Source organism: Pseudoduganella albidiflava (genome assembly GCF_004322755.1).
GTDB classification, from domain to species: Bacteria; Pseudomonadota; Gammaproteobacteria; order Burkholderiales; family Burkholderiaceae_D; genus Rugamonas; species Rugamonas albidiflava.
In genome coordinates this window covers 4,813,027-4,836,621 of the sequence record NZ_CP036401.1, presented here as the reverse complement: position 1 = coordinate 4,836,621, position 23,595 = coordinate 4,813,027, and the positions used below count along the sequence as shown (strand labels likewise).

Genomic DNA, 23,595 nt, shown 5'->3' with positions numbered 1-23,595 from the left:
CGCTCATCCACCGGAATTTACCCGAAAACGCCGGGTGCGTGGGCCGGCCGCGCGGGCCTGCGCGAAATTGTGATCGCAGCGCTTGCGCGGGTTATCGGTCGGCCGTGCCCACCGGTACCACGGGGTGTCGCGCCTGCGCCAGGTCGAACGCTTCGCGCACCGCCGCGCGCAGCTCGGTGTCGTCCCAGGGCTTGCCGAGGAACTTGTGGATCGCGCCCCGGTCGATGGCCTGCTGGATGCTGGCCACGTCCGCATAGCCCGACAGGATCATCCGCACCGTATGCGGATGCAGCTCGCGCACCCGCGCCAGGAGTTCCGTGCCGTCCATGTGCGGCATGCGCTGGTCCGACAGCACCACCTGCACGTCGTTGCTGGCCAACAGCTCCAGCGCCTGGCGCCCGCTGCTGGCCAGCAGCACCCGGTAGCCTTCGCGCCGGAATGCCCGCTCCAGCGCATGCAGCACGCCAGGTTCGTCGTCGACCAGCAGCAGCGTGCGGGCAGCCGGCGGCGGCAGCGCCACGGTCGCCAGCATCCGTTGTTCGAGCAGCAGCACGGACAGCTCGTCCACCGGCAGCGGGCGGCTGAACAGGTAGCCCTGGATCTTGTCGCAGCCCATGTCGCGCAGGAATGCCAGCTGGCCTTCCGTCTCGACCCCTTCGGCCACCACCACCAGGTTCAGGCCATGCGCCAGCGCCGTGGTGGCGCGCGCGATGGCGGCGCTGCGCGGATCGGTCGTGATGTTCTTCACGAAGGTCTGGTCGATCTTCAGCTTGTCGAGCCGGAAGCGCGACAGGTAGCCGAGCGACGAGTAACCGGTGCCGAAATCGTCGAGCGAGATCGACACGCCCATCGCCGACAGCTCGTTCAGCTGCATCTGCGTGTGCTCGCTGTCGTGCATCATCACGCTTTCCGTCAGCTCCACTTCCAGCCAGCGGGGCGCCACGCCGTTGTCCCGCAATGCCTTGCTGACCACGGCGGGCACCGTGCCCGTGGCGAACTGGCGGGCCGACACGTTGACGGCCACCGTCATCGCCGGCAATCCCTTCGCATGCCATGCCTTCATCTGCCGGCAGGCTTCCTCGATCACCCAGGTGCCGATGTCGAGGATCAGGCCGCTGTCCTCGGCCAGCGGGATGAAGTCGCCGGGCGGGATCATGCCCAGTTCCGCGCTTTGCCAGCGCAGCAGCGCCTCGACCCCGGTGACCCGGCCGTCCGCCAGCGACACCTGCGGCTGGAAATACAGGCGCAGCTCGTTGCGCTCGACGGCATGGCGCAGGTGCACCTCGAGCGACATCCAGCGCAGCGCGTGCGCGTTCATTTCGCCCGTGTAGAAGTGGAAGTTGTTGCGGCCTGCTTCCTTCACGTGGGACAGCGCCACGTCCGCGCCCGTCAGCAGCGCCCCGGGCGTGACGCCGTCGCGCGGATAGATGCTGATGCCCACCGAGGCTGTCACATACAGGTCCTGGTCCGCCAGCCGCACCGGTTCGGCCACCTGTTCCATCAGCTTGCGCACGGTGACGATGATGTCGTCCACGGCCTGGAAGCGGGTCAGCACGAGCGCGAATTCGTCCGCCCCCAGGTGCGCCAGCGTATCGCCGGGCGGCACGATGGCGGCCACGCGGCGGGCGATTTCCTGCAGCAGCGCGTCGCCGGTGGCGTGGCCGAGCGCGTCGTTCACGCGCTGCAGCCGGTCGATATCGAACAGCAGCAGCGCCACCTCGTTGCCGCCATGCTGCGCCGCCGTCAATGCCAGCTGCAGCCGGTCGTTCAGCAGGTTCCGGTTCGGCAGCAGCGTCAGCGGGTCGTGGTTGCTGACGAAGTCGAGCTGCGTGTGTGCTTCCTTCAGCGCGCTGATGTCGCTGGCAACGGACACATACGCCACGATCTCTTCACGCTGGTTGCGCACCGCGTTCATGCGCACGCGTTCCGGATAGACCTGGCCGTTCTTGCGGCGGTTCCAGATTTCGCCGGACCACTGGCCCTGGGTTTCCAGGCTGTGCCAGATGGCGCGGTAGAACGCGCTGTCGTGCCGGCCCGAGTCCAGCAGCCGCGGATGCTGGCCGAGCACCTCGCGCTCGCTGTAACCGGTGGCCTGCTCGAAGGCGGGATTGACGGCGATGATGGTGGCGTCGGCCTTCATCATCATGATGCTGTCCTGCGCACTGTCGAATGCCTGGGCCGACAACCGCAGGCGTTCCTCCAGCGCGCGGCGCGCGGTGATGTCGCGCAGGATGCTGGTGAAGATCGCTTCGCCGTTTACGCTGACCGCCGACAGCGCCAGCTCGCCGGTGAACTCTTCGCCACCCTTGCGCTTGAGCGTCAGTTCGACGATGCGGTTGCTGTACAGGCGCTCGCCGTGCTTGCGGTAGCGCTGCACGCGCTCGCGGTGCTCGGCCAGCGAGCATTCGGCGATCAGCAGCGTGATCGGCTGGCCCAGCATTTCCTGTTCCTTGTAGCCGAACATCGCCTCGGCGGCGCGGTTGAAGTGCAGGATGCGCTCATCCTGGTCGGAACCGATGATCGCATCCGGCGCCGACTGCGTCATGGCCCGGTAGCGTGCTTCGCTGGTGCGCAGCGCCGCATCGGCGCTGCGCCGCGCCGATGCTTCCATCTGCAGCTGCGCCGCGTGGCGCTGCACCACCTCGTACAGGTTCATGTTCTCGTAGGCGACCGCCAGCTGCGCGGCCAGCATGCGGATGAACTGTTCGTCGGTATCGTCGAAGCAGGGCGCGCCGCGGCGGTTCGCCGCATACAGCCAGCCGTACAGGTGGAACTGGTCGCGCACGGCAAGGCCCAGCAGGTTGGCCACTTCCGGATGGCCACCCGGCAGCGCCGGCATGTCGCCATCGGCCCGGCAGCGGCGCAGCCCCTCGTGCTGGTCCATCATCGAGCCGGGGAACGCGCCGCGCTCGACCAGCACCGGCCGCACCAGGCCCACGTCGATGCCGACGGCCTCCACGTGCTGCACGCCGCTTTCATGCGCATCGAGCAGGCACAGGACCACGATGTCGGCATGCAGGATCGTGCTGGCGGCCGTGCAGAAGCGGCGCGCCATCGCACCGGCGTCGCGTTCGCCATTCAGGCGCAGCGACAGTTCGTGCAGCGCCGCCATCCGCTGCACGGTGTTGTCGGGCGGTGCCGGGGCGCCTGGCGTGGCGCCGCTCGATCCGGCGGCGGGCGCGGCATCGGAGGGCGCCGGGGCCGGCGGAGAATCGAAGAAAGCCGTGGCCGGTGGCGAATGGAAGAACCCCGCGGCGGCCGGCGTGGCGGCGCGGGCGACTTCGCCGGTCGACTTGGAGTACGCTTCATCCAGCCCCAGTTCCAGGTTCATGGCATCCAGGATCGCTTGCGGCTCGGCGGGTTTCGGCAGCACCGTGCGCACCCCGCATGCCGCGCCCATCGCCCGCATTTCGGGCAGCGAGTACGTGGCGGAGAAAAAGATGACCGGCGTGGCGGCCAGTTCCGGCGTGGCGCGCAGGCGCTGCACGAACTCGTAGCCATCCATCGTGGGCATCAGGATGTCGGTGATGACCAGGTCCGGGCGGTGGCGGTGGCACAGGTCCAGCGCCTGGGCGCCGTCGGCAGCTTCGAGCACGTTATGCGGAGTAAAACCGAGCAGTGTCAGCAGGTAGTCGCGGTTGGTAGGGCGGTCATCGACGATCAGAATGGTGGACATGATACCTTTTCGACAAGTCGATCCTGTAATTTCATGCTACTCCGCCATTCCCGCGGCGGGCGCACGACTGTTGTCTTCGGTAGCCCGAGCGGCGGGAAATGCACCCTGTGCCGCACGGTGTGCCGGCCGATCATAGCCAGTACCGCCGAGGTTGCAAATGGTTTTGTTGGTTTTCAGATAAGCATGACAGATTGTTCCAATGGAATGCGGTTCATTCTCCGGCCCACTGGATAGTCGGGTGAAAGTGCGCCAAATCCATTAAAATAGCGGGTTGCGAAACACGCCAAGGATTTATTACATGACTATCTCCAGCACCGAAGAAATCGTCGCCGAGCTGCGCGCCGGCCGCATGGTGATCCTGGTCGATGAAGAAGACCGCGAGAACGAGGGCGACCTGGTGCTGGCGGCGGATTTCGTCACGCCGGAAGCCATCAACTTCATGATCCGCTATGCGCGCGGGCTGGTTTGCCTGACGCTGGCCGAAGAAATCGTCGACCGCCTGGAACTGCCGCTGATGGCCACCCGTAACGGCACTTCGTTCGGCACCAATTTCACTGTGTCGATCGAAGCCGCCGAAGGCGTGACCACCGGGATCTCGGCGGCCGACCGTGCGCGCACCATCCAGGTGGCCGTCGCCAAGGGCGCGCAGCCCTCCGACCTCGTGCAGCCGGGCCACATCTTCCCGCTGCGCGCCGTCAAGGGTGGCGTGCTGATGCGTGCTGGCCACACCGAGGCGGGTTGCGACCTGACCGCGATGGCCGGCCTGACCCCGGCCTCGGTGATCTGCGAGATCGTCAAGGACGACGGCACGATGGCGCGCCTGCCGGACCTGCTGGAATTCGGCAAGGAGCACGGCCTCAAGATCGGCACCATCGCCGACCTGATCCATTACCGCAGCGCCAAGGAATGCATGGTCGAGCGGGTGGCCGAACGCGAACTGCGTACGGCGCACGGCGATTTCCGCATGATCGCGTTCCGCGACACGCCGAGCGGCAGTGCCCACCTGGCGCTGGTGCATGGCGACATCTCGGCCGACGATGAGGCGCTGGTGCGCGTGCACCAGCCGGTGTCGATCCTGGACTTGCTGGAAACCGACGCGACCACCCACTCGTGGAACGTGTCCGCTTCGCTGAAGGCCATCAAGGGCGCGAAGCAGGGCGTGATGGTGCTGCTGAATTGCGGCGAGACGGCCGAGCAGCTGTTCGGCCAGCTGGCCGCGCTGAACAAGGATGCCAAACCGCAGGGCCGCGCCGCCAGCATGGATTTGCGCACCTACGGCATCGGCGCCCAGATCCTGCGCGCGATCGGCGTGCGCCGCATGAAACTGCTGGCGAGCCCGCGCAAGATGCCGTCGATGACGGGCTTCGACCTGGAAGTGACCGGCTACCTGGCCAAACCCGAAGCTTGATTCTTCCCCACACTATATAAGAGGCCCATCATGACCGTAGGAACCTACGAAACTAATCTGAACGGCGAAGGCCTGCGCATCGGCATCGTCCAGGCCCGCTTCAATGAAGACGTGTGCCACGGCCTGCTGTCGGCGTGCCTCGCCGAACTGAAGCACCTGGGCGTGGCGGATGAAGACGTGCTGCACGTGACCGTGCCGGGCGCCCTGGAAATCCCGCTGGTGCTGCAGAAGATGGCCGAATCCGGCCAGTTCGATGCGCTGGTGGCGCTGGGCGCCGTGATCCGTGGCGAAACCTACCACTTCGAGCTGGTGTCCAACGAATCCGGCGCCGGCATTACCCGCATCGGCCTGGATTTCAGCATTCCGATCGCTAACGCCGTGCTGACCACCGAGAATGACGAGCAGGCCGAAGTGCGCATGGCCACCAAGGGTGCCGATGCGGCGCGCGTGGCCGTCGAGATGGCGAACCTGGCGATCGCGCTGGAAGAGCTGCAGCCGGACGTCGCGGACGACGAATAAGCTGCAACGAGAAATACAAAGGAAGAACCATGAACGATAAAGCTGTGCACGCCAACCCCAGCAAGAACCGCACGCCGCGTCACCGCGCGCGCGAGTTCGCGCTGCAGGGTCTGTATCAATGGCTGCTGAACAATGAGCCGGCGAAGACGGTCGTCAACAACATCCGCGGCGCCCACGGCTTCGACAAGGCCGACGGCGATTTCTTTGCGGCGCTGCTGTATGGCGCGATCGAGCAATCGGTCGAGCTGCGCGAAGGCTTCGCACCGCTGGTCGACCGGGGCATCGGCGAACTGTCGCCGATCGAACACGCGGTGCTGCTGCTGGGCGCGTTCGAGCTGAAGAATCACCCGGAAATTCCGTACCGCGTCGTCATCAACGAAGCGGTCGAACTGACCAAGTCCTTCGGCGGCATCGACGGCCACAAGTACGTCAACGGCGTGCTCGACAAACTGGCGCCGAAACTGCGCGCCGACGAAGTGGCGGCGGACAAGAAGCGCTGATCCACCGTCTTCGCACTCAAGCCACCTGCGGGTGGCTTTTTTGTTGCCTGGAAAATGGGGACGGAGCCCATTCGAAAGCGCATGCATTCACCCCAACGGCTAAGGGCCGGGGTCAGACCCGCCGGGTCTGACCCTAATGCCGCTAAGTCAAGCGTTACCCGATACGTTGGAAGCGCATGCATTCACCCCAACAGCGAAGGGCTGGGGTCAGACCCGCCGGGTCTGACCCCCGAATTTGCACTTGGGGTGGGCTTATCTAAGCGGCATCAGGGTTTGACCCAGGAATTTGCACTGAGGGCGGCTTAACTTAACCGTATTCCGGGCAGACATCGGTTCTCGGCAACAACTCCGCATGATCCGGCGCCTGTGGCCAATGTCCAGGCAATAAAAAAGCCACCGCAAGGTGGCTTGGATTCGACGAACCGGGCGGCTTACAGGCCGGCCAGTTGCTCCGCTTCGGTCTTCTCCGTGGAAGCCGACTCGACAGGCTGTGCTTCCCGGCTCGCGGTCACGGTGACCGGGGCGGGGGCAGGGGCGGGAGGCCGCGTGAAGGTCGGCACTTTCTTGCCGGCGGAAACCTGCTTCAGGCGCTTCCATTCGGCCAGCACGCGCGAGCCGTAGCCATCGTCCGTTTCAAAGGCGGCGGCGCCGACGTAGTACTTCAGGCCAGCCTCGACGGAACCGCCGCGCTTCACGTAATCCTTCAGGATCAGCGAGCCGACGCGGATGTTCGCCACCGGATTCAACGCGGCCTGTACGCCGCCCATTTCCTGGAACTTGTCGTGGTGGACCTTCGACATCACCTGCATCAGCCCTTGCGCGCCCATCGGGCTTTCGGCAAACGGGTTCAGGCCGGATTCGATCGCCATCACGGCCAGGATCAGCAGCGGGTCGATCTTGATTTCACGGGCCGTCATGTAGGCGGTCGAGACCAGCATGTTGGCCGCGTCGTTGGCCACGCGGTAGCGCTTGGACAGCCAGTCCGTCACCCACTGCTGTTGCTTGCGGGTGCCCATCAGCGCCTTTTCATCGTCGGCGCTGAGCGGCTTGCCGCTGTCCGCGGCGGCGGTGATGGCTGGTGCTTCCATCAGTTCGTGCAGCGGCGGCGCGGTCACCGTGCTGGCGGCTGCTACCGGTGCGGGCATGGCGGACTCCTGTGGAGCCAGCGATTTCGTCAGCATGTGCGCCAGGTCGGGGCGAGCCCACAGTACGGCCAGGATGACGATGGCGGTCACGCCGAAAATCGTGAAGGCGTGTTGCGCAGTCGTGAAGACGCTGCGCAGGGTGATGCGCTGCGCGCCGAAGCGCGCGGCCGGTCCGGAGACCAGCGAGCGGCCGGCGGTAGCCAGCCCAGTGAAACGATTGATCATAGAACTCCCTGCAATGTCCGTAAAAGCATGCCCCCGCCGCGCGTGGTCGCGCGACACCGTTGCTGTGCAATTGCCGTGCATCAGATGTGTTATCGTCCGTCGCCGCCGTGGAGGCGCGCGAGCCGGAACGTCTTCATTGCTTGCCTGAGCTGGGATCCGAGCGGATGTGGTCGGTCACCAGTCGCAATACAACTTTTTTCGGGGGGCAGGTTTCAACTCCGGGTTCGAACTCTGTGGTCGAAACATGCCGGTGAAACCGTTGAGGCAGACGCCTCGAGAAAAACACTCCTTAAAATGTCATGTGGAGCCCCGACTCCGTGAATGAATGAGCGACACGTAGTTGGCATTTTTGCCATGTCCTCTTCAAGTAGGTCGAATTGTAGAAGCCGTTTTATATCACGTCAATACTAACGCTGGCGTTCTTTATAACTTTTGGATCTAGTATTGTCGAGCAAGGGTAGGCAAATGCTAATAGAATCAACCACTTGTCCGGATGACTTGCAGCCGGCCGTCGAACGAGAAAAAAACGTAAAATTTGTATGAAATATTCAGATCTGCGGGATTTTATTGCCCAGTTGCAAAAAATTGGTGAATTAAAGTCAATTTCCTTGCCAGTTTCGCCACATTTGGAGATGACCGAGGTCTGCGACCGCACCTTGCGGGCTGGCGGACCTGCTCTGCTGTTTCAAAATCCTACAGATTTCACCATGCCCGTATTGGGCAACCTGTTCGGTACCACGCGCCGCGTGGCGCTGGGCATGGGCGCCGAGAACATGCAGGAACTGCGCCGCATCGGGCACGTGCTGGCGCGCCTGAAGGAGCCGGAACCGCCCAAGGGGTTCAAGGACATCATGGACATGGGCTCACTGGTGAAGGCCGTGTGGGACATGGCGCCGAAGGAACAGCGCAGCGCGCCTTGCCAGGAAATCGTCTGGGAAGGCAACGACGTCGACCTCGGGCGGCTGCCGATCCAGCATTGCTGGCCGGGCGACGTGGCGCCGCTGATCACGTGGGGCCTGGTGATTACCAAGGGGCCGAACAAGAAACGCCAGAACCTGGGCATCTACCGCCAGCAGGTGCTGGGCCGCAACAAGGTGATCATGCGCTGGCTGGCGCACCGGGGCGGCGCGCTGGACTTCCGCGAACACTGCATCCGGCACCCCGGCCAGCCTTACCCGGTGGCCGTGGCGCTGGGCGCCGATCCGGCCACGATCCTCGGCGCGGTCACGCCGGTGCCCGATACGCTGTCCGAATACCAGTTCGCGGGATTGCTGCGCGGCAGCCGCACGGAACTGGTCAAGGCGATCGGCAGCGAGTTGCGCGTGCCGGCCTCGGCCGAGATCGTGCTGGAAGGGCATATCTATCCGGACGAAAACCACCCGTCCGGCTATGAACATGCGCTGGAAGGGCCGTATGGCGACCATACCGGCTACTACAATGAGCAGGACTGGTTCCCCGTCTTCACGATCGACCGCATCACGATGCGCCGTGACCCGATCTATCACTCCACGTATACAGGCAAGCCGCCGGACGAACCGGCGGTGCTGGGCCTGGCCCTGAACGAAGTGTTCGTGCCGCTGCTGCAAAAGCAGTTCAGCGAGATCACCGACTTCTACTTGCCGCCGGAAGGCTGCAGCTACCGGATGGCCGTGGTGCAGATCCGCAAGCAGTACGCGGGCCATGCCAAGCGGGTGATGTTCGGCGTGTGGAGTTTCCTGCGGCAGTTCATGTATACCAAGTTCATCGTGGTGGTCGACGAGGATGTCGACATCCGCGACTGGAAAGAGGTGATCTGGGCGATCACGACCCGCGTCGACCCGACGCGCGACACCACGCTGGTCGACCATACGCCGATCGACTACCTCGACTTCGCTTCGCCGGTCAGCGGCCTGGGCAGCAAGATGGGCATCGACGCCACCAACAAGTGGCCCGGCGAAACCACCCGCGAGTGGGGCACCACGATCCAGATGACGCCCGAGGTGAAGCGCAAGGTGGACGAGATCTGGCAGCAGCTGGGCCTGTAATGCGGGTAATTTCCTGTTTTGCGCCAGACCCGCTATAATGAGGTCTGGCGGGCCCCTGCGCATTGCGGCATGGTTTACCTGGTCAGGTCGGGAACGAAGCAGCCAAAGCCGTTCACCGCAAGTGCCGCAGATCAGGCTCGCCTCCCGATCATTGGAAAAAGCTGCCCCGGCAGCTTTTTTTACGCCTGCCTTTATTTCTCCGGTTTTTTCGTCCGCATCCTTATCCCCCGTATCACTACAGTACCGTTCACTACAGTATCGTTCACTACAGTACCGTTCCACCGGCCATGGCGCGCGGGCTATTGTTGGCCTCACCGGCCCTGGTCTGCGGTAAAATCCCGGCATGTCCTATCAAGTCCTCGCTCGCAAGTACCGTCCCCGCAACTTTGAAACGCTCGTCGGCCAGGAGCACGTCGTGCGTGCGCTGACGCATGCGCTGGGCACGGGCCGGCTGCACCATGCCTACCTGTTCACCGGCACGCGCGGCGTCGGCAAGACCACGCTGTCCCGCATCCTGGCGAAATCGCTGAACTGCACCGGGCCGGACGGCAATGGCGGCATCACCGCCACGCCATGCGGCGCCTGCGAGGCATGCCGCGCCATCGATGGCGGGCGCTTCGTCGACTATATAGAGATGGATGCCGCGTCGAACCGCGGCGTGGACGAGATGGCGCAGCTGCTCGAGCAGGCCGTCTACGCGCCCAGCAATGCACGCTTCAAGGTCTACATGATCGACGAGGTGCACATGCTGACCAACCACGCGTTCAATGCCATGCTGAAAACGCTGGAAGAACCGCCCGAGCACGTGAAGTTCATCCTGGCGACCACCGATCCGCAAAAGATCCCCGTCACCGTCCTGTCGCGCTGCCTGCAGTTCAACCTGAAGCAGATGCCGCCCGGGCACATCGTCGGCCACCTGGAAAACATTCTTGGCCAGGAAGGCGTGTCGTTCGAACAGCCGGCCCTGCGCCTGCTGGCGCAGGGCGCGCATGGCTCGATGCGCGATGCGCTGTCGCTGACCGACCAGGCGATCGCCTACGCCGCTGGCGCCGTCACGCTGGAAGCGGTGCAGGGCATGCTGGGCGCGCTGGACCAGTCGTACCTGGTGCGCCTGCTCGACGCGCTGGCCAGCCGAGATGGTGCCGACCTGATGGCGGTCGCCGACGAGATGGCCAGCCGCAGCCTGTCGTACAACGGCGCGCTGCAAGACCTTGGCACGCTGCTGCACCGCATCGCGCTGGCGCAGACGGTGCCGGCGGCCGTGCCGGAGGACTTGCCGGAATACGCGGACATCATCCGCCTTGCCGCCGAGTTCGATGCGGAAGAGGTGCAGCTGTATTACCAGATCGCCGTCCATGGCCGCAACGAGCTGGGCCTGGCGCCGGACGAATATGCCGGTTTCTCGATGACGCTGCTGCGCATGCTGGCCTTTCGCCCCGGCGTCGGTGGCGCCGAAGCCGCACCTGGCGGCGCCCCGGCCAACACGCCGGTGATGTCGCGCCCGGCGCCGGGCAGTTCGCCGGCCCGCGCGGCCGCCGCCGCGGCGGCACCGGCAGTGGCATCGGCCGCCACGCAGGCGCCACGCGCCGCCGGACCCGCGGCCAGCCCGACCGCTGCCAGCCATGCCGCCGCGCCGCAGCCCTCCGTTGCGCCACAACCTGCCGCGGCACCACGCGCCGCCGTCTTCACGCCGCCGCCCGCTCCGGCACCGGCAGCACCCGCCGCGGCAACCCGCCCATCCGGCCCCGTGAGCCCGGCACGCGCCGCTATCAACGCGGCGCTGGAGGCGGCCCGCGCGGCGACGATGGCACGCACCGGCGCCCGTCCGCCGATGCGCCCGACCGCTCCGGAAGAGCCGGCGCAACAGGCGCCTGCGATGCAGGCGCCGGCACCGCAGGCTGCCGCGCCGGCCAAGCCATTGCCGTGGGAAGAGGCGCGGCCGCAGGGCGATGCCGCGGTGCTCGAAGCGCCGCCCGCCGTGCAGGCCCGCCCGGCGCCGCCGGAAGAGGACGACCTGCCGCCATGGGTCACCGAATTCTCGGATGACAGCGCGGTGGCCGCGCCGTCGCAGCGCGCGCCGAGCCGGGCCGAAGCCCCGGCACAGCAGCGTGCCGATGTCCGCGCCGAAGCGCCTGCCCAGCATCGCGCCGAAGCACCCGCGCCAGCGGCGCCAGTGGCAGCGGCGCGGCAGCCGGCCCCCGCCCAGGCGCCCTATGCCTACGTGATCACGCCGGTCCCCGAACTGGAATGGGACGGCAACTGGCCGCTGCTGGCGGCGCACCTGCCGCTGCGGGGCGTGGCGCAGCAACTGGCCACGCAGGCCGAACTCATCCAATGCACGATCGACGGCAATGCCGTCGTATTCCGCCTGCGCTGCCCGATCGACACCTGGCGCACGCCGCCGAACGTGGAGAAGCTGACGGCGGCGCTGGCCGAGCGCTTCAACCGCCCCGCGCGGGTGGAAACGGAACTGGGCCCGGTGTGGTACACCACCGCCGCCGAGCAGCAGGCGCACCGCGAAGCATGCCAGCGCCAGGCCGAAGACATGGTGCACAACGACGCGTTCGTGCAGGCGATGGTGCGCGAGTTCGGCGCCTTCGTCGTGCCCGGCTCGATCGTGGCCCCCATCACACCGGCTCACTGAAGCCCGCCCACAATCACTTAACCGCTACGGAGAAACACATCATGATGAAGAACCAGCTCGCCGGCCTGATGAAGCAGGCCCAGGCAATGCAGGACAATATGAAGAAGGCGCAGGACTCGCTGGCTTCCATCGAGGTGGAAGGCCAGTCCGGTGCCGGCCTGGTGAAGGTCGTCATGACCTGCAAGAACGACGTCAAGCGCGTGTCGATCGACCCGTCGCTGCTGGCCGACGACAAGGACATGCTGGAAGACCTGGTCGCCGCCGCCTTCAACGACGCGGTCCGCAAGGCCGAAGCCACCGCCGCCGAGAAAATGAGCGGCCTGACCGCCGGCATGAACCTGCCGGCCGGCTTCAAGATGCCGTTCTGACGGCGGCACGGGGCGCGCCATGTTCATCATCACGCTGACCTACCTGAAGCCCAACGAGGAGATCGATGGTCTCCTCGCCGCCCACCGCGCCTTCCTGCGCGAGCAGTATGCCAACGGCATGTTCGTGCTGTCGGGCCGGATGGTGCCGCGCACCGGCGGCATCATCATCGCCGATGCCGACAGCCGCGCGGACGTGGAAGCGGTCATCGAACTGGACCCGTTCAAGCAGGCCGGCGCGGCCAGCTATGCGATCACGGAATTCGTGCCGACCATGGCGGCCGATGGCCTGGAAGCCTGGCTGCCCGATCACCAGGCGTGAACATGGCGATACCCCTGGCAACCCGGTTGGTGTCCTAGCACATGGCGAAATCGCTGGAATTCCTGACCGAGGCATTGCGCCGGCTGCCCGGCGTGGGGCCGAAGTCGGCGCAGCGCATGGCCTTCCACCTGCTGCAGCATGACCGCGAAGGTGCGGCCATGCTGTCGCGCGCGCTGTACCAGGCCGTGGAATCGGTCAACCATTGCGCGCTCTGCAATACTTTCACCGAGGCGGACGTCTGCGACATGTGCGCCGACGACACGCGCGACCGCCGCCTGCTGTGCGTCGTCGAAACGCCGGCCGACCAGGCGATGATCGAGCAGACGCTTACCTACAAGGGCCTGTACTTCGTGCTGATGGGCCGCCTGTCGCCGCTCGACGGCATCGGCCCGAAGGACATCCACCTGGAAAAGCTGCTGGCCCGCGCCGCCGATGGCATCGTCGGCGAAGTGGTGCTGGCCACCAATTTCACCAACGAAGGCGAAGCCACCGCGCACTACATCAGCGAGATGCTGAAGGCGCGCGGCCTTGCCGTGAGCCGCCTGGCCCGCGGCGTACCGGTCGGCGGCGAACTCGAATACGTGGATGCCGGCACCATCGCCCGGGCCATGCTGGACCGGCGCAGCACGTAAGGGAAGGCGTTGTTGACACCGATGCCGTTTGGATAAGCGTTACACAGCAACTTGAAAGTGCATGCAATCACCCCAACAGCGAAGGGCTGGGGTCAGACCCGCCGGGTCTGACCCCGGATTTTGCACTTGGGGTGGGCTTAACTTAGCGGCGTTACTGTCCGACACCAGCGCATCGTGTCTCAAGGGGCGAACGTCGCCCCCGCCAGCATCTCCCCGATCGCTTCCCCCGAAGCCGGCCTGCCCAGCAGGTAACCCTGCGCCATGTCGCAGCGGTATTCCTCCAGCAGCGCCAGCTGTTCGCGGGTCTCCACGCCCTCGGCCACCACGGCCAGCTTGAGCCCGTGCGCCATGGCGATGATGGCGCGCGTGATCGCGGCGTTTTCCGAATCTTCCGGCAGCCCGTTGATGAAGCTGCGGTCGATCTTCAGCGCGCGCACGTCGAAGCGCTTCAGGTAGTTCATCGACGAATAGCCGGTGCCGAAATCGTCGATCGACAGGTACACGCCGATCGTCCGCAACTGTTCCAGCGTGGCCAGCGTGGCCACCGCATCGTCCATCAGCGTGCCTTCGGTCAGCTCCAGCTCCAGCAGGCACGGGTCGAGGCCCGTATCGGTCAATACCGACAGCACCGTCTGCGCCAGGTTCTCGTCCTTGAACTGGCGCGCCGACAGGTTCACCGCCACCCGCACCGGGCGGCCGGCCTGTTCCTGCCATTCGCGCGCCTGGCTGCACGCGGTGCGCAGGACCCAGGCGCCGATCGGCACGATCAGGCCGGTCTCCTCAGCCAGCGGGATGAAATCGTTCGGCGCGATGATGCCATGCTCCGGGTGGCGCCACCGCACCAGCGCCTCGGCGCCCACCAGCCGCGCGCTGCGCACGTCGATCTGCGGCTGGTACTGCAGGTACAGCTCGTTGTTCTGCAGCGCGCGGCGCAGGCCGATCTCCAGCTTCACATGGCTCATCATCTGCGTCGTCAGCGCGGAGCTGTACAGCTTCGCGTTGTTCCGGCCGCAGTTCTTCGCGTGGTACATCGCCGTGTCGGCATACTTCAGCAGCGAGCTGGAATCGTCGCCGTCCTCCGGGTACAGCGAGATGCCGATGCTGGCGGTGACGAAGATCTCGTGCCCGTCCAGGTGGAACGGCCGGCGCATCGCATCCTTGACGCGGTGGGCCACGTTCAGCGCATCCTCCACGCGTTCCAGGTCGGGGATCAGGATGGTGAATTCGTCGCCGCCCAGCCGCGCCAGGTTGTTGCCGCGCCGTTCCGGCATGCCGCGCGACGCCACCTCGCCGAGCCCCTGGTGCGCCACCACGTCGCCGGGACGGATGGTTTCATGCAGCCGCTCCGACACCACCTTGAGCAGCAGGTCGCCCACGTCGTGGCCCAGCGTGTCGTTGATGCGCTTGAAAGAATCGAGGTCCATGAACAGGATGGCGAACTTGCGGCCATGCTGGCGCGAGCGCTCCAGTTCGCGTTCCAGCATCTCCAGGAACGCCTGCCGGTTCGGAATGCCGGTCAGGCTGTCGCAATAGGCCAGCCGGCGGATCTGTTCCTCGGTCCGCTTGCGCTCGCTGATGTCGCGCACCAGCCCCAGGACTTCGCCGGCGCCGGTGCTGACGAGGCGGGCCTCGAAGTGATGCACGGTGTCGTCCCGTTCCAGCGCATAGTCGACCGAACGGATCGAGTGGGTGTCGAGCACCGTCGCGAGCTGCTCCAGCAGGCGCTCGGCGATGGCGCGCGGCAGCACGTCGCGCACGTGCCGGCCAACACACTGCTGCTCGGTGAACGCGGCGCCCGGATCGTGGCCCTGTTCGTAGTCGAGGTAGTAACCGTCGGGGCTCATGCGGAAGAAGGTATCCGGGATCGCCGCCAGCACGGCGCGGTTGTGCGCATCGGCGATGCGCAGGCGGGCGATGGCGTCGCTGGCGCGCAGCACATACAGCACCCGGTGGCCGAGGATCGGCCAGTTGATCGGCTTCGACACGAAGTCGGTGGCACCGGCTTCGTAAGCCTGCGTCACGGCCTTCAGGTCGTCGTCGCCGGTCACCATCACGATCGGCACGGTGGTGGCATGGCCGCGGCCCTGCTCGCGGGCGCGGATGGCGCGGCATACTTCGAAGCCGTCCATGCGCGGCATTTCCACGTCGAGCAGCACGAGGTCGGGCGCCAGCCGGTCGAAGCAGGCCAGCGCCTGATCGCCGTCTTCGGCCTCGATCGTGTCCAGCCCGACCTGGGCCAGCATTTCCAGCATCAGGAGACGCATCACGGGATCGTCGTCGGCCACCAGCACGGTACCGCGATGAGAGGGGAGGGGTGCTGCCATTCTAGGTCTCCTTGGCGAACATGGATGAGAGCGTGTCGCGTACCGTCGTGTATTCCCGCTCCATCGACGAGAGCAGGACGGCGGCGTCGCCGTTGATGTCATTACGGCCCAGCTGTTCCATGTCCTTGCTCAGCTGGGCCAGCGTTTCGGCGCCGATATTGGCGCTCGAGGATTTCAGGCTGTGGGCCACCTTGCGCAGCGACCCGGCATTGCCGGCCGCGATCGCCTCGTGCAGCGAGGCCAGGCGCCCGGGCGTGTCGTCGATGAAGGCGTGCAGCACGCGCCGCAGCAGGACCTCGCCCTTGTCCGCACTGAGCGCGCGGATGGCGTCCAGCGCATGGCGGTTGATCGCGCCGCGTACCGGAGCGGAAGGCGGCGCCGTGCCGCCGGATACCGTCCTGCGCGCTTCATCGTGGTGCACCAGCGCCGCGCGCGGCAGGGCGATCCAGCGCGACAGCGTCTCGGACAGCATGGCTTTCGTGAATGGCTTCGACAGGTAGTCGTCCATGCCGGCGGCCAGGCAGGTTTCGCGGTCGCCCTGCAATGCGTTGGCGGTGATCGCGATGACCGGCAACTGGCGCGCGCGGCCTTGCTGCTGCTCGTGGCGGCGGATTTCGGCGGTGGCCGCGATGCCATCCATCACCGGCATCTGGCAATCCATCAGCACCAGGTCGAAGTCGCCTTCCTTCACGGCCGCCAGCGCCTCTTCGCCGTTGCAGGCGCGGTGCACGTGCAGGCCGAGGGCTTCGAGCATCGCGCTGGCCACTTCTACGTTGACGGGGTTGTCTTCCGCCAGCAGGACCGTGTGGCTTTGCCGCGCCGCTGCCTGCGGCGCCGTTCCCGCCTGCGCCATGGGCCCGGGCGGCAGCTGCGTCAGGCGGGCCGGCGCTTGCGGCGAGGCCACGCGCATGCCTTCGCTGGCCCGCAGCGGCGTCACGATGCACTCGTACAGGTCGCTCTCGCGGGCCGGCTTGATCAGCTGGAAAGCCACGCCCGCTTCGCGCCGCTGCACCGTGTCGGCCGCATTGCGCTCGGTCGACAGCAGCAGCAGGCGCACCGGCGCCAGCACCGGATCGGCCTTGATGTCCGCCGCCAGCACCAGGCCGCCTACCTTCGGCACCTCCATGTCCAGCAGCGCCACATCGTAGGGCTGGCCGCTGGCGAGCGCCGCGCGCAGCAGGCGCGTGGCTTCCTCGGCGCTGTCGGCGCCGTCGCATTTCAGGTGCCAGCGCGCCAGCGACCCTTCCAGCGCCGCGCGCGATTCGTCGCTCGCATCGACCACGAGGGCACGCAGGCCCCTGGTCGTCTTCTGGTTGAACGAGGCGTCGTCGGCATCCACGCGGCGCTTGTCGAAGCGCACGGTGAACCAGAAGATCGAACCGCGGATCAGCGCGTTCTCGACACCGATCGTGCCGCCCATCAGTTCCACCAGTTGCTTGGAAATCGCCAGCCCCAGCCCGGTGCCGCCATGCTTGCGGGTGGTGGAGCCATCGGCCTGCGAGAACGAGTCGAAGATGCGCGTGCGCGCATCGCGCGACACGCCCACGCCGGTATCGTGCACTTCGACGCGCAGGCCGACCGACTGGGCATCCTCGCTGATGACGGCGATCCTGACCGTGATGCGGCCCGCATCGGTGAACTTGATGGCATTGCCCAGCAGGTTGACGATCACCTGGCGCAGCCGGTTCGGATCGCCGATGACGGCCACCGGGATGTCGTGGGCGATCTCGAAATCCAGCGCCAGGCCTTTCGCCTGCGCCTGCGGCGAGAACACGTAGTCGATGTCGTCCAGCAGTTCGCGGAAATTGAAGTGGATGTATTCGACCGTCAGCTTGCCCGCTTCCACCTTGGAAAAATCGAGGATGTCGTTGATGATCACCAGCAGGTGTTCGCCGGAGCGCTGCACCATGCTGGTGTAGTGCCGCTGCAGTTCGGAGAGCTCGGTGGCCAGCAGCAGTTCCGTCATGCCCAGCACGCCGTTCATCGGCGTGCGGATCTCGTGGCTCATGGTGGCCAGGAAGGCACTCTTGGCCTGGCTGGCCGCTTCCGCCGCGTTCTTGGCCTTTTCCAGCTGCTCGGTGCGCACGCTGACCTGGCGTTCCAGCTGGTCGCGGTACTGGGCCAGCTTGCCGTCGCGGCATTCGATCTGGGCCAGCATTTCATTGAAGCTGTCGATCAGCGTGCCCAGCTCGTCGGTGCGCTGGTGCTGCACCTGCGCGTAGGTCTGGCTGGACGTGACGCGCTGCGCTGCGGCGATCAGTTCGCCGATCGGCTGCGCAATGCAGACCGTGAAGCGCCCGGCCAGCCCCAGCGCCACCACGAACGAGATGGCCGCCGCGGCCGCCGTGATGCCCACGCTTTCCAGCATGCCGAGCCACATGCGCGCGGCGGCGGCTTCGATCATCACCGCACCCACCAGGTTCCCGGCAACATGCACGGGCCGTACCACCCGCAGCGTGCCCGGGACCCAGCCTTGTATCGCGCTGTCCATCGCGCTGCCGATCGTGTCGCGCTGGGGGCCCGCTGTCGTGGCCGTTGCAGCGCCCATGGCTGGATCCGCTATCAGGGGCGGCGCCGTGCCCGAGCTTTTGTTCGTGCTTATGCTTATGCCTGTTGCCATGCCCGTTCTTGCGCCCGCCGCCGCGCGCGCCAGCGTCTTCGCCGGTGGCGTCGTGGCACGCGCCGTCTTCAGGGCCGCCAGCCATTCCGGGGGAAGGGCCGGCGCCGGCTCCTCGCTGTCGGCCGGGAAGGTGGCGAAAGGCTTGCCGCTGCCGTCATACAGCACCGCCTGCGTGATCTCGCCCTGCACCGCGAGCGCCGCAAGCGCTTGTTCGGCCGTCGCGGCCTCGGCACGCAGCACCGACGCCAAGGTGCCGACGGCGATGACGTCCGCCAGCGCAGTAATGTGCCGGGTCTGGTTTTTCGACTGGTTGAGTACACAGGTCAGGGCGAACGCGGCAAAGACCAGCAGCAGCGCGCTGCCAGTGGACAGCACGGAGATGAGGGTCAGTTTCCTGCTCAGGCCCGAACGTTCGAAGTCAAGCATGTTCGCCGCCGCTCAAGGATTCCATTCGGAAAACTTTATCTGTTCAGAAAGGCGACACCTTGAGCTTTATCTACGTTTCCAGCGGTAAATTTTCCGTTGTAAATATAATAATTGTCGAGTTACACTCGGTTTTTCATTCGGAAAGGGCAGATCATGAGTGACAACGGCATCGACGCGGCCTTCTGGGAACGGGCGGACGCGATCATCCACCTGGCAAACGAACAGGGGACGAAGGTGCCAAACAGCAACGTCAGCGCATCGCTGCTGTATGCCGCCGCCCGCTTCAACGCCTTCATCGTCGCCACCGGCGCCACCAGCGCCGAAGCGATGGAAAAGGACAAGGAAGAAGCGATCCGCTACTTCACCGATGAGTATCGGAAAATGCTGAGCCAGAACCTGGACGACCACATCGCCAACTTCAACACCTACATGCCACGCACCCCCCAGCAGTAATGTTGCAAAAAAAACGGTGACAGGCTCCGATTATTTTCGAAATCGGAGCCTGTCACCGGTATTCCTGAAATCTGTTACTTCGCCCTCCGCACTCAAAAAACGGTGACAGGCACCATTTTCTCGGCAACACCTGTTGCAGATTAATTGGAGCCTGTCACCGTTTTTGAGGCAACGTCCGTTGCAAAATAATCGGAGCCTGTCACCGTTTTTCGGGAAATGTTCCAGGCCGGAAGCAGGGTTATGGTGCGGCGGGGGCGCCTAGTGCCTTCAGCCGCTCGACGGCGTTGGCATTCTTCGGGTTCAGCGACAGCGAGCGCCGGTAGTTGTCGATCGCCGCTTCGCGCTGCCCGGCCTTGGCCTGCGCCTCGCCCAGGCTGTCGTACAGGTTGGCGTCCTTGGGATGGAGCTGCGTGCCGAAGCGGAAGATGGCCACCGACTCGTCGAGCATGTCGTCGCGCAGCAGGGCATAGCCCCAGCTGTTGAGGTCATGCGGTTCGAGCTTGAACGTGGCGCCCTGCGCCAGCAGCTCCTGGTGGATCGCCGCCGCCTGGTCGAAGCCGCGGGCCGCCAGTTGCGCGGCGAAGTGCTCCAGCGTGGGCGGCACGCCGCTGCCGGGCCGCGCATCGAGCGATACCATGTGCCGCGGCACGCCGTTCGCCACCGGCTTGTTGGCCATGAAGGCGCGCGCGGCCGCGTCGCCCTTCAGGTAGCCGTCGAGGAACTGGCGCACGTAGCGGGCCATCCAGCCATAGGCTTGCGTGACTTCGTCGCGGCTGTACTCGTCGAATTCCCGGTCGCGCGCGAAGTGCAGGCTGTCCGCGGCGAAGTGGCCGTGCAACAGCGGATGCATCGTCACCACGTACGTGTCGGCATAGGTCATGCGGTTCAGCAGGCTGAAATCCGTGCTCTTCTCGCGCTGGTTCAATTGTTCGATCGAGTTCGGCCGCTGCGCCAGGTACAGCATCGGCACCGCCAGCCGCGCCGGCGTCACGTAGCCGATCGCCGACTTGCCGCCATCGACCATCTGCGGGAAGTAGCGCACCGAGCCATCCAGGCTGACGAGCGCCTTGATGCGGTCATCCTTCGCGGCGGCCACCACGTTGGCCAGTCCTCCCCAGCTGAAGCCGGCCACCGCCAGCCGCCCGGCGTCCGCATGGGGCAGCGTGCTGGCCTGGGCGATCAGCCAGCCGATGTCGGCGGCCTGCGTTTCCACGCCTTCGATATCGGCAGTCATCGAGCGCTGGCGGGCTCCCTGCGAAACGCTGGAGAGCACGATGTAGCCATGGCTTGCCAGGTATTCGCACAGGTCGGCATTTTCCGTTGCCCGGGCACTGAAGCTGGGCGCGTAGATCACCACGGGGAATTTGCCCGCCTGCGCGGGCGCGTCGCGCACTGCCCGCATCGGCCGCGCCAGCGCCCGTTCGCCAGCCGGCCAGCCTTGCGTCAGCTCGGCGAGCCCCTTGTCCGTCACGCGCTTCACGGCAGCGGCATCGAGCGTGAAGTCGGCCTCGGTGGCCGCGGTGGCGAAGTAGTCGCGCAAGGTCACCGGCTTGCCGCCACGGACCGCCGGATACCACACCAGCATCTGCATCGGCCGGGCCCGTTCGCCGCTGGCCGGCTTGCCGGTCACGAGCGACACGCGCGTCTTGTACACGCGCGAGTAATCGTATTGCTGCTTTACCTGCAGGCCCACGGCATGCGGGCCGGGCGGCAGCGGAAAGGTGAAGGTGTCGGCGGCTTGCGCAGCCGTCGCGGCGCAGAAGACCAGGGCAAGAAGGATATGGCGCATGGCGGAAGGGAAGGGGGAAAGGCGCAGTATAGGAGAGCTATTGCAAAGGAAGTCTCTCCGATTGTCACGCGCCGGCCCGCCCCATGCGAAACGGCCCGGCCGCTTGCGCGACCGGGCCGTCCTCGGCAGGTGTTTCACGAAACGGGAAACCGTGTCAGCAGCAGCCGCCCCGCTTGCCTGCACCGCCGTAGCGCGCTTCCTGGCGCTCCTTGAAGAACTCCTCGTAGCTCATGATCGGCTGGTCCGGATGGGTAGCCTCGCAGTGCGCCACATAGGTGTCGTACTCCGGCAGGCCCACCATCAGCCGCATGCTCTGGCCGAGGTAGCGGCCGGCCTTGACGATTTCATCGAACATCTCTGCCTCGCGACGTTTACTGCGCGGCCGGCATCAGCTGCGCCGGCGTTTCCTTGTGGCTCGGATGGGCCGCGGCGTGGGCGCGCAGCGCCATGCGCACGCCGAACACCAGCACCGACAGCACCACCACCATGAAGAAGGCAGCCAGGCCGGCATTGATGTAGTCGTTGAAGATCACCTGGCTCATCTGTTCGAGCGACTTGGCCGGGGCCAGCACTTCGCCCTTGTCCAGCGCGTCCGAGTACTTGTCGGCGTGCGACAGGAAGCCGATCTTCGGATTCGCGTCGAACACCTTCAGCCAGCCGGCATACAGGGTGCAGATCAGCAGCCAGATCGTCGGCACGATGGTCACCCAAGCATAGCGGGCGCGCTTCATCTTGAACAGCACCACGGTGGCGAGGATCAGCGCGATACCGGCCAGCATCTGGTTGGCGATGCCGAACAGTGGCCACAGCGTGTTGATGCCGCCCAGCGGGTCGACCACGCCCTGGTACAGGAAGTAGCCCCATGCCGCCACGCACAATGCCGTGGCCACCAGGCTGGCGAACAGGTTGTCGGTTTCCTTCATGGCCGGAGCGAAGGCGCCCAGCAGGTCCTGCAGCATGAAGCGGCCGGCGCGCGTGCCCGCGTCCACCGCGGTCAGGATGAACAGCGCCTCGAACAGGATCGCGAAGTGGTACCAGAAGGCCATCATGGCCTGGCCGCCGATCACGTTGGACAGGATGTGCGCCATGCCCACTGCCAGCGTCGGTGCGCCGCCGGCGCGCGAGATGATGGTGTGCTCGCCCACGTCCTTGGCCATCTGCGTCAGCATTTCCGGCGTCACGTAGAAGCCCCACTGCGAGATCGCCGCGGCAGCCGATTCTGGGGTGGTGCCGATCAGCGCGGCCGGGCTGTTCATGGCGAAGTAGATGCCCGGTTCGATGGTGGAAGCGGCGATCAGCGCCATGATGGCGACGAACGATTCCATCAGCATCGCGCCGTAGCCGATGAAGCGGGCGTGCGTTTCGTTCTCGATCATCTTCGGCGTGGTGCCGGAAGAGATCAGCGCGTGGAAGCCGGACACGGCGCCGCAGGCGATGGTGATGAACAGGAACGGGAACAGGTTGCCGGACCAGACCGGGCCGGTACCGTCGATGAATTTCGTGATCGACGGCATCTGCAGCGTGGGTGCCACGATGATGATGCCCAGCGCCAGCGCGACGATGGTGCCGATCTTCAGGAACGTCGACAGGTAGTCGCGCGGCGCCAGCAGCAGCCACACGGGCAGCACGGAGGCGATGAAGCCGTAGCCGATCAGCATCCAGGTCAGTTCGGTGCCGGTGAACATGAACATCGGCGCCAGCGCCTCGTGTTCCTGCACGTACTGGCCGCCGACGATGGCCAGCATCAGCAGCACGAAGCCGATGATCGACACCTCGCCGATGCGCCCCACGCGGATATAGCGCGAGTAGATGCCCATGAAGATGGCGATCGGGATGGTGGCCATCACGGTGAACGAACCCCACGGGGAACCGGTGAGGGCCTTCACGACGATCAGCGCCAGCACGGCCAGGATGATCACCATGATCATGAAGGTGCCTAGCAGGGCGATGTTGCCGGGGATCGGCCCCAGCTCGGACTTGATCAGGTCACCCAGCGAGCGGCCATCGCGGCGCATCGACAGGAACAGCACCATGAAGTCCTGCACGGCGCCCGCGAACACCACGCCGGCCAGGATCCACAGCATGCCGGGCAGGTAGCCCATCTGCGCGGCCAGCACGGGGCCGACCAGCGGGCCGGCGCCGGCGATCGCGGCGAAGTGGTGCCCGAACAGCACGTTCTTGTTGGTGGGGACGTAATCGAGGCCGTCGTTGTGCTTGTAGGCCGGCGTCATGCGCCGCGCGTCGAGCTGCATCACGTCGCGCGCGATGAACAGGCTGTAGAAGCGGTAGGCGATCAGGTACACGCACACGGCAGCGATGACGATCCAGATCGCGCTGATCGGTTCACCGCGCTTCAGGGCGATCACGCCCAACGCGCTCGCGCCGGCCAGCGATAGCGCTGCCCAGCCGAATTTCTTCATTACGGGGTTCATGTTTCCTCCAGTTGTTTGCCGCGTTGCGCATGAGCGGGTTCACGCGCAGCCCATCACGGCTTTTATATATAGCAAGTATTCATGACCTGTA

Annotated in this window: 16 protein-coding genes and 1 other RNA gene; 10 read left to right on the top strand and 7 right to left on the bottom strand. The window is 65.7% G+C overall.

Features of this window, described 5'->3' with window-relative positions; all coding sequences use genetic code 11:
* Positions 1-91 precede the first annotated feature (91 nt).
* Positions 92-3,676 (bottom strand): EAL domain-containing protein, encoded by a 3,585-nt coding sequence (locus tag EYF70_RS20025; protein WP_131146989.1) that lies wholly within the window; start codon positions 3,674-3,676, stop codon positions 92-94.
* Positions 3,677-3,974: 298 nt separating this feature from the next.
* On the opposite strand from EYF70_RS20025, the gene ribBA reads away from it, so the two are divergent.
* The 3 genes from ribBA to nusB are packed head-to-tail and all read left to right on the top strand — an operon-like array spanning position 3,975 to position 6,103.
* Complete coding sequence (ribBA, locus tag EYF70_RS20020) at positions 3,975-5,084, top strand: bifunctional 3,4-dihydroxy-2-butanone-4-phosphate synthase/GTP cyclohydrolase II (RefSeq protein ID WP_131146988.1); 1,110 nt, start codon at positions 3,975-3,977, stop codon at positions 5,082-5,084.
* Positions 5,085-5,114: 30 nt separating this feature from the next.
* Positions 5,115-5,603, top strand: a complete 489-nt coding sequence (gene ribH, locus EYF70_RS20015; RefSeq protein WP_131146987.1) for a 6,7-dimethyl-8-ribityllumazine synthase — start codon at positions 5,115-5,117, stop codon at positions 5,601-5,603.
* A 29-nt stretch (positions 5,604-5,632) separates the two neighbouring features.
* Positions 5,633-6,103, top strand: a complete 471-nt coding sequence (gene nusB, locus EYF70_RS20010; RefSeq protein ID WP_131146986.1) for a transcription antitermination factor NusB — start codon at positions 5,633-5,635, stop codon at positions 6,101-6,103.
* A 431-nt stretch (positions 6,104-6,534) separates the two neighbouring features.
* Here the strand turns inward: nusB and EYF70_RS20005 are convergent, their stop codons facing one another.
* Positions 6,535-7,473 carry a lytic transglycosylase domain-containing protein gene (locus EYF70_RS20005; RefSeq protein ID WP_131146985.1) on the bottom strand — a complete coding sequence of 313 codons (939 nt, stop codon included), beginning with the start codon at positions 7,471-7,473 and terminating at the stop codon, positions 6,535-6,537.
* 539 nt (positions 7,474-8,012) lie between these two features.
* Here EYF70_RS20005 and ubiD point away from each other — a divergent pair.
* From ubiD to recR, 6 genes are all read left to right on the top strand, one after another.
* The gene (gene ubiD, locus EYF70_RS20000; protein ID WP_131146984.1) at positions 8,013-9,497 is read left to right on the top strand and encodes a 4-hydroxy-3-polyprenylbenzoate decarboxylase; all 1,485 of its coding nucleotides are present in this window, start codon (positions 8,013-8,015) and stop codon (positions 9,495-9,497) included.
* Between the two features lie 46 nt (positions 9,498-9,543).
* Positions 9,544-9,642: signal recognition particle sRNA small type (gene ffs / locus EYF70_RS19995), an RNA gene on the top strand.
* A 198-nt stretch (positions 9,643-9,840) separates the two neighbouring features.
* Positions 9,841-12,141: a DNA polymerase III subunit gamma/tau gene (locus EYF70_RS19990; RefSeq protein ID WP_131146983.1), complete on the top strand. Its 2,301-nt coding sequence runs from the start codon at positions 9,841-9,843 to the stop codon at positions 12,139-12,141.
* A gap of 41 nt (positions 12,142-12,182) precedes the next feature.
* The gene (locus EYF70_RS19985; RefSeq protein WP_131146982.1) at positions 12,183-12,509 is read left to right on the top strand and encodes a YbaB/EbfC family nucleoid-associated protein; all 327 of its coding nucleotides are present in this window, start codon (positions 12,183-12,185) and stop codon (positions 12,507-12,509) included.
* Positions 12,510-12,528: 19 nt separating this feature from the next.
* Positions 12,529-12,828 carry a YciI family protein gene (locus tag EYF70_RS19980; RefSeq protein ID WP_131146981.1) on the top strand — a complete coding sequence of 100 codons (300 nt, stop codon included), beginning with the start codon at positions 12,529-12,531 and terminating at the stop codon, positions 12,826-12,828.
* Between the two features lie 41 nt (positions 12,829-12,869).
* Positions 12,870-13,460: a recombination mediator RecR gene (gene recR / locus EYF70_RS19975; RefSeq protein WP_131146980.1), complete on the top strand. Its 591-nt coding sequence runs from the start codon at positions 12,870-12,872 to the stop codon at positions 13,458-13,460.
* Between the two features lie 179 nt (positions 13,461-13,639).
* Here the strand turns inward: recR and EYF70_RS19970 are convergent, their stop codons facing one another.
* Positions 13,640-15,784, bottom strand: coding sequence for a putative bifunctional diguanylate cyclase/phosphodiesterase (locus EYF70_RS19970; protein WP_131146979.1), 2,145 nt, complete (start codon positions 15,782-15,784; stop codon positions 13,640-13,642).
* Position 15,785: 1 nt separating this feature from the next.
* The gene (locus EYF70_RS19965; protein WP_131146978.1) at positions 15,786-18,830 is read right to left on the bottom strand and encodes a response regulator; all 3,045 of its coding nucleotides are present in this window, start codon (positions 18,828-18,830) and stop codon (positions 15,786-15,788) included.
* 153 nt (positions 18,831-18,983) lie between these two features.
* On the opposite strand from EYF70_RS19965, the gene EYF70_RS19960 reads away from it, so the two are divergent.
* Positions 18,984-19,283: a DUF3144 domain-containing protein gene (locus tag EYF70_RS19960; protein ID WP_131146977.1), complete on the top strand. Its 300-nt coding sequence runs from the start codon at positions 18,984-18,986 to the stop codon at positions 19,281-19,283.
* Positions 19,284-19,521: 238 nt separating this feature from the next.
* Here EYF70_RS19960 and EYF70_RS19955 read toward each other — a convergent pair whose 3' ends face one another.
* The 3 genes from EYF70_RS19955 to EYF70_RS19945 form a co-directional block, all read right to left on the bottom strand.
* A complete protein-coding gene (locus EYF70_RS19955) occupies positions 19,522-21,072 on the bottom strand; it encodes a CocE/NonD family hydrolase (RefSeq protein WP_131146976.1) in 1,551 nt (516 codons plus the stop codon).
* A 154-nt stretch (positions 21,073-21,226) separates the two neighbouring features.
* Complete coding sequence (locus tag EYF70_RS19950; RefSeq protein WP_131146975.1) at positions 21,227-21,427, bottom strand: YbdD/YjiX family protein; 201 nt, start codon at positions 21,425-21,427, stop codon at positions 21,227-21,229.
* A 16-nt stretch (positions 21,428-21,443) separates the two neighbouring features.
* Complete coding sequence (locus tag EYF70_RS19945; RefSeq protein WP_131146974.1) at positions 21,444-23,504, bottom strand: carbon starvation CstA family protein; 2,061 nt, start codon at positions 23,502-23,504, stop codon at positions 21,444-21,446.
* Between the last annotated feature and the right edge of the window lie 91 nt (positions 23,505-23,595).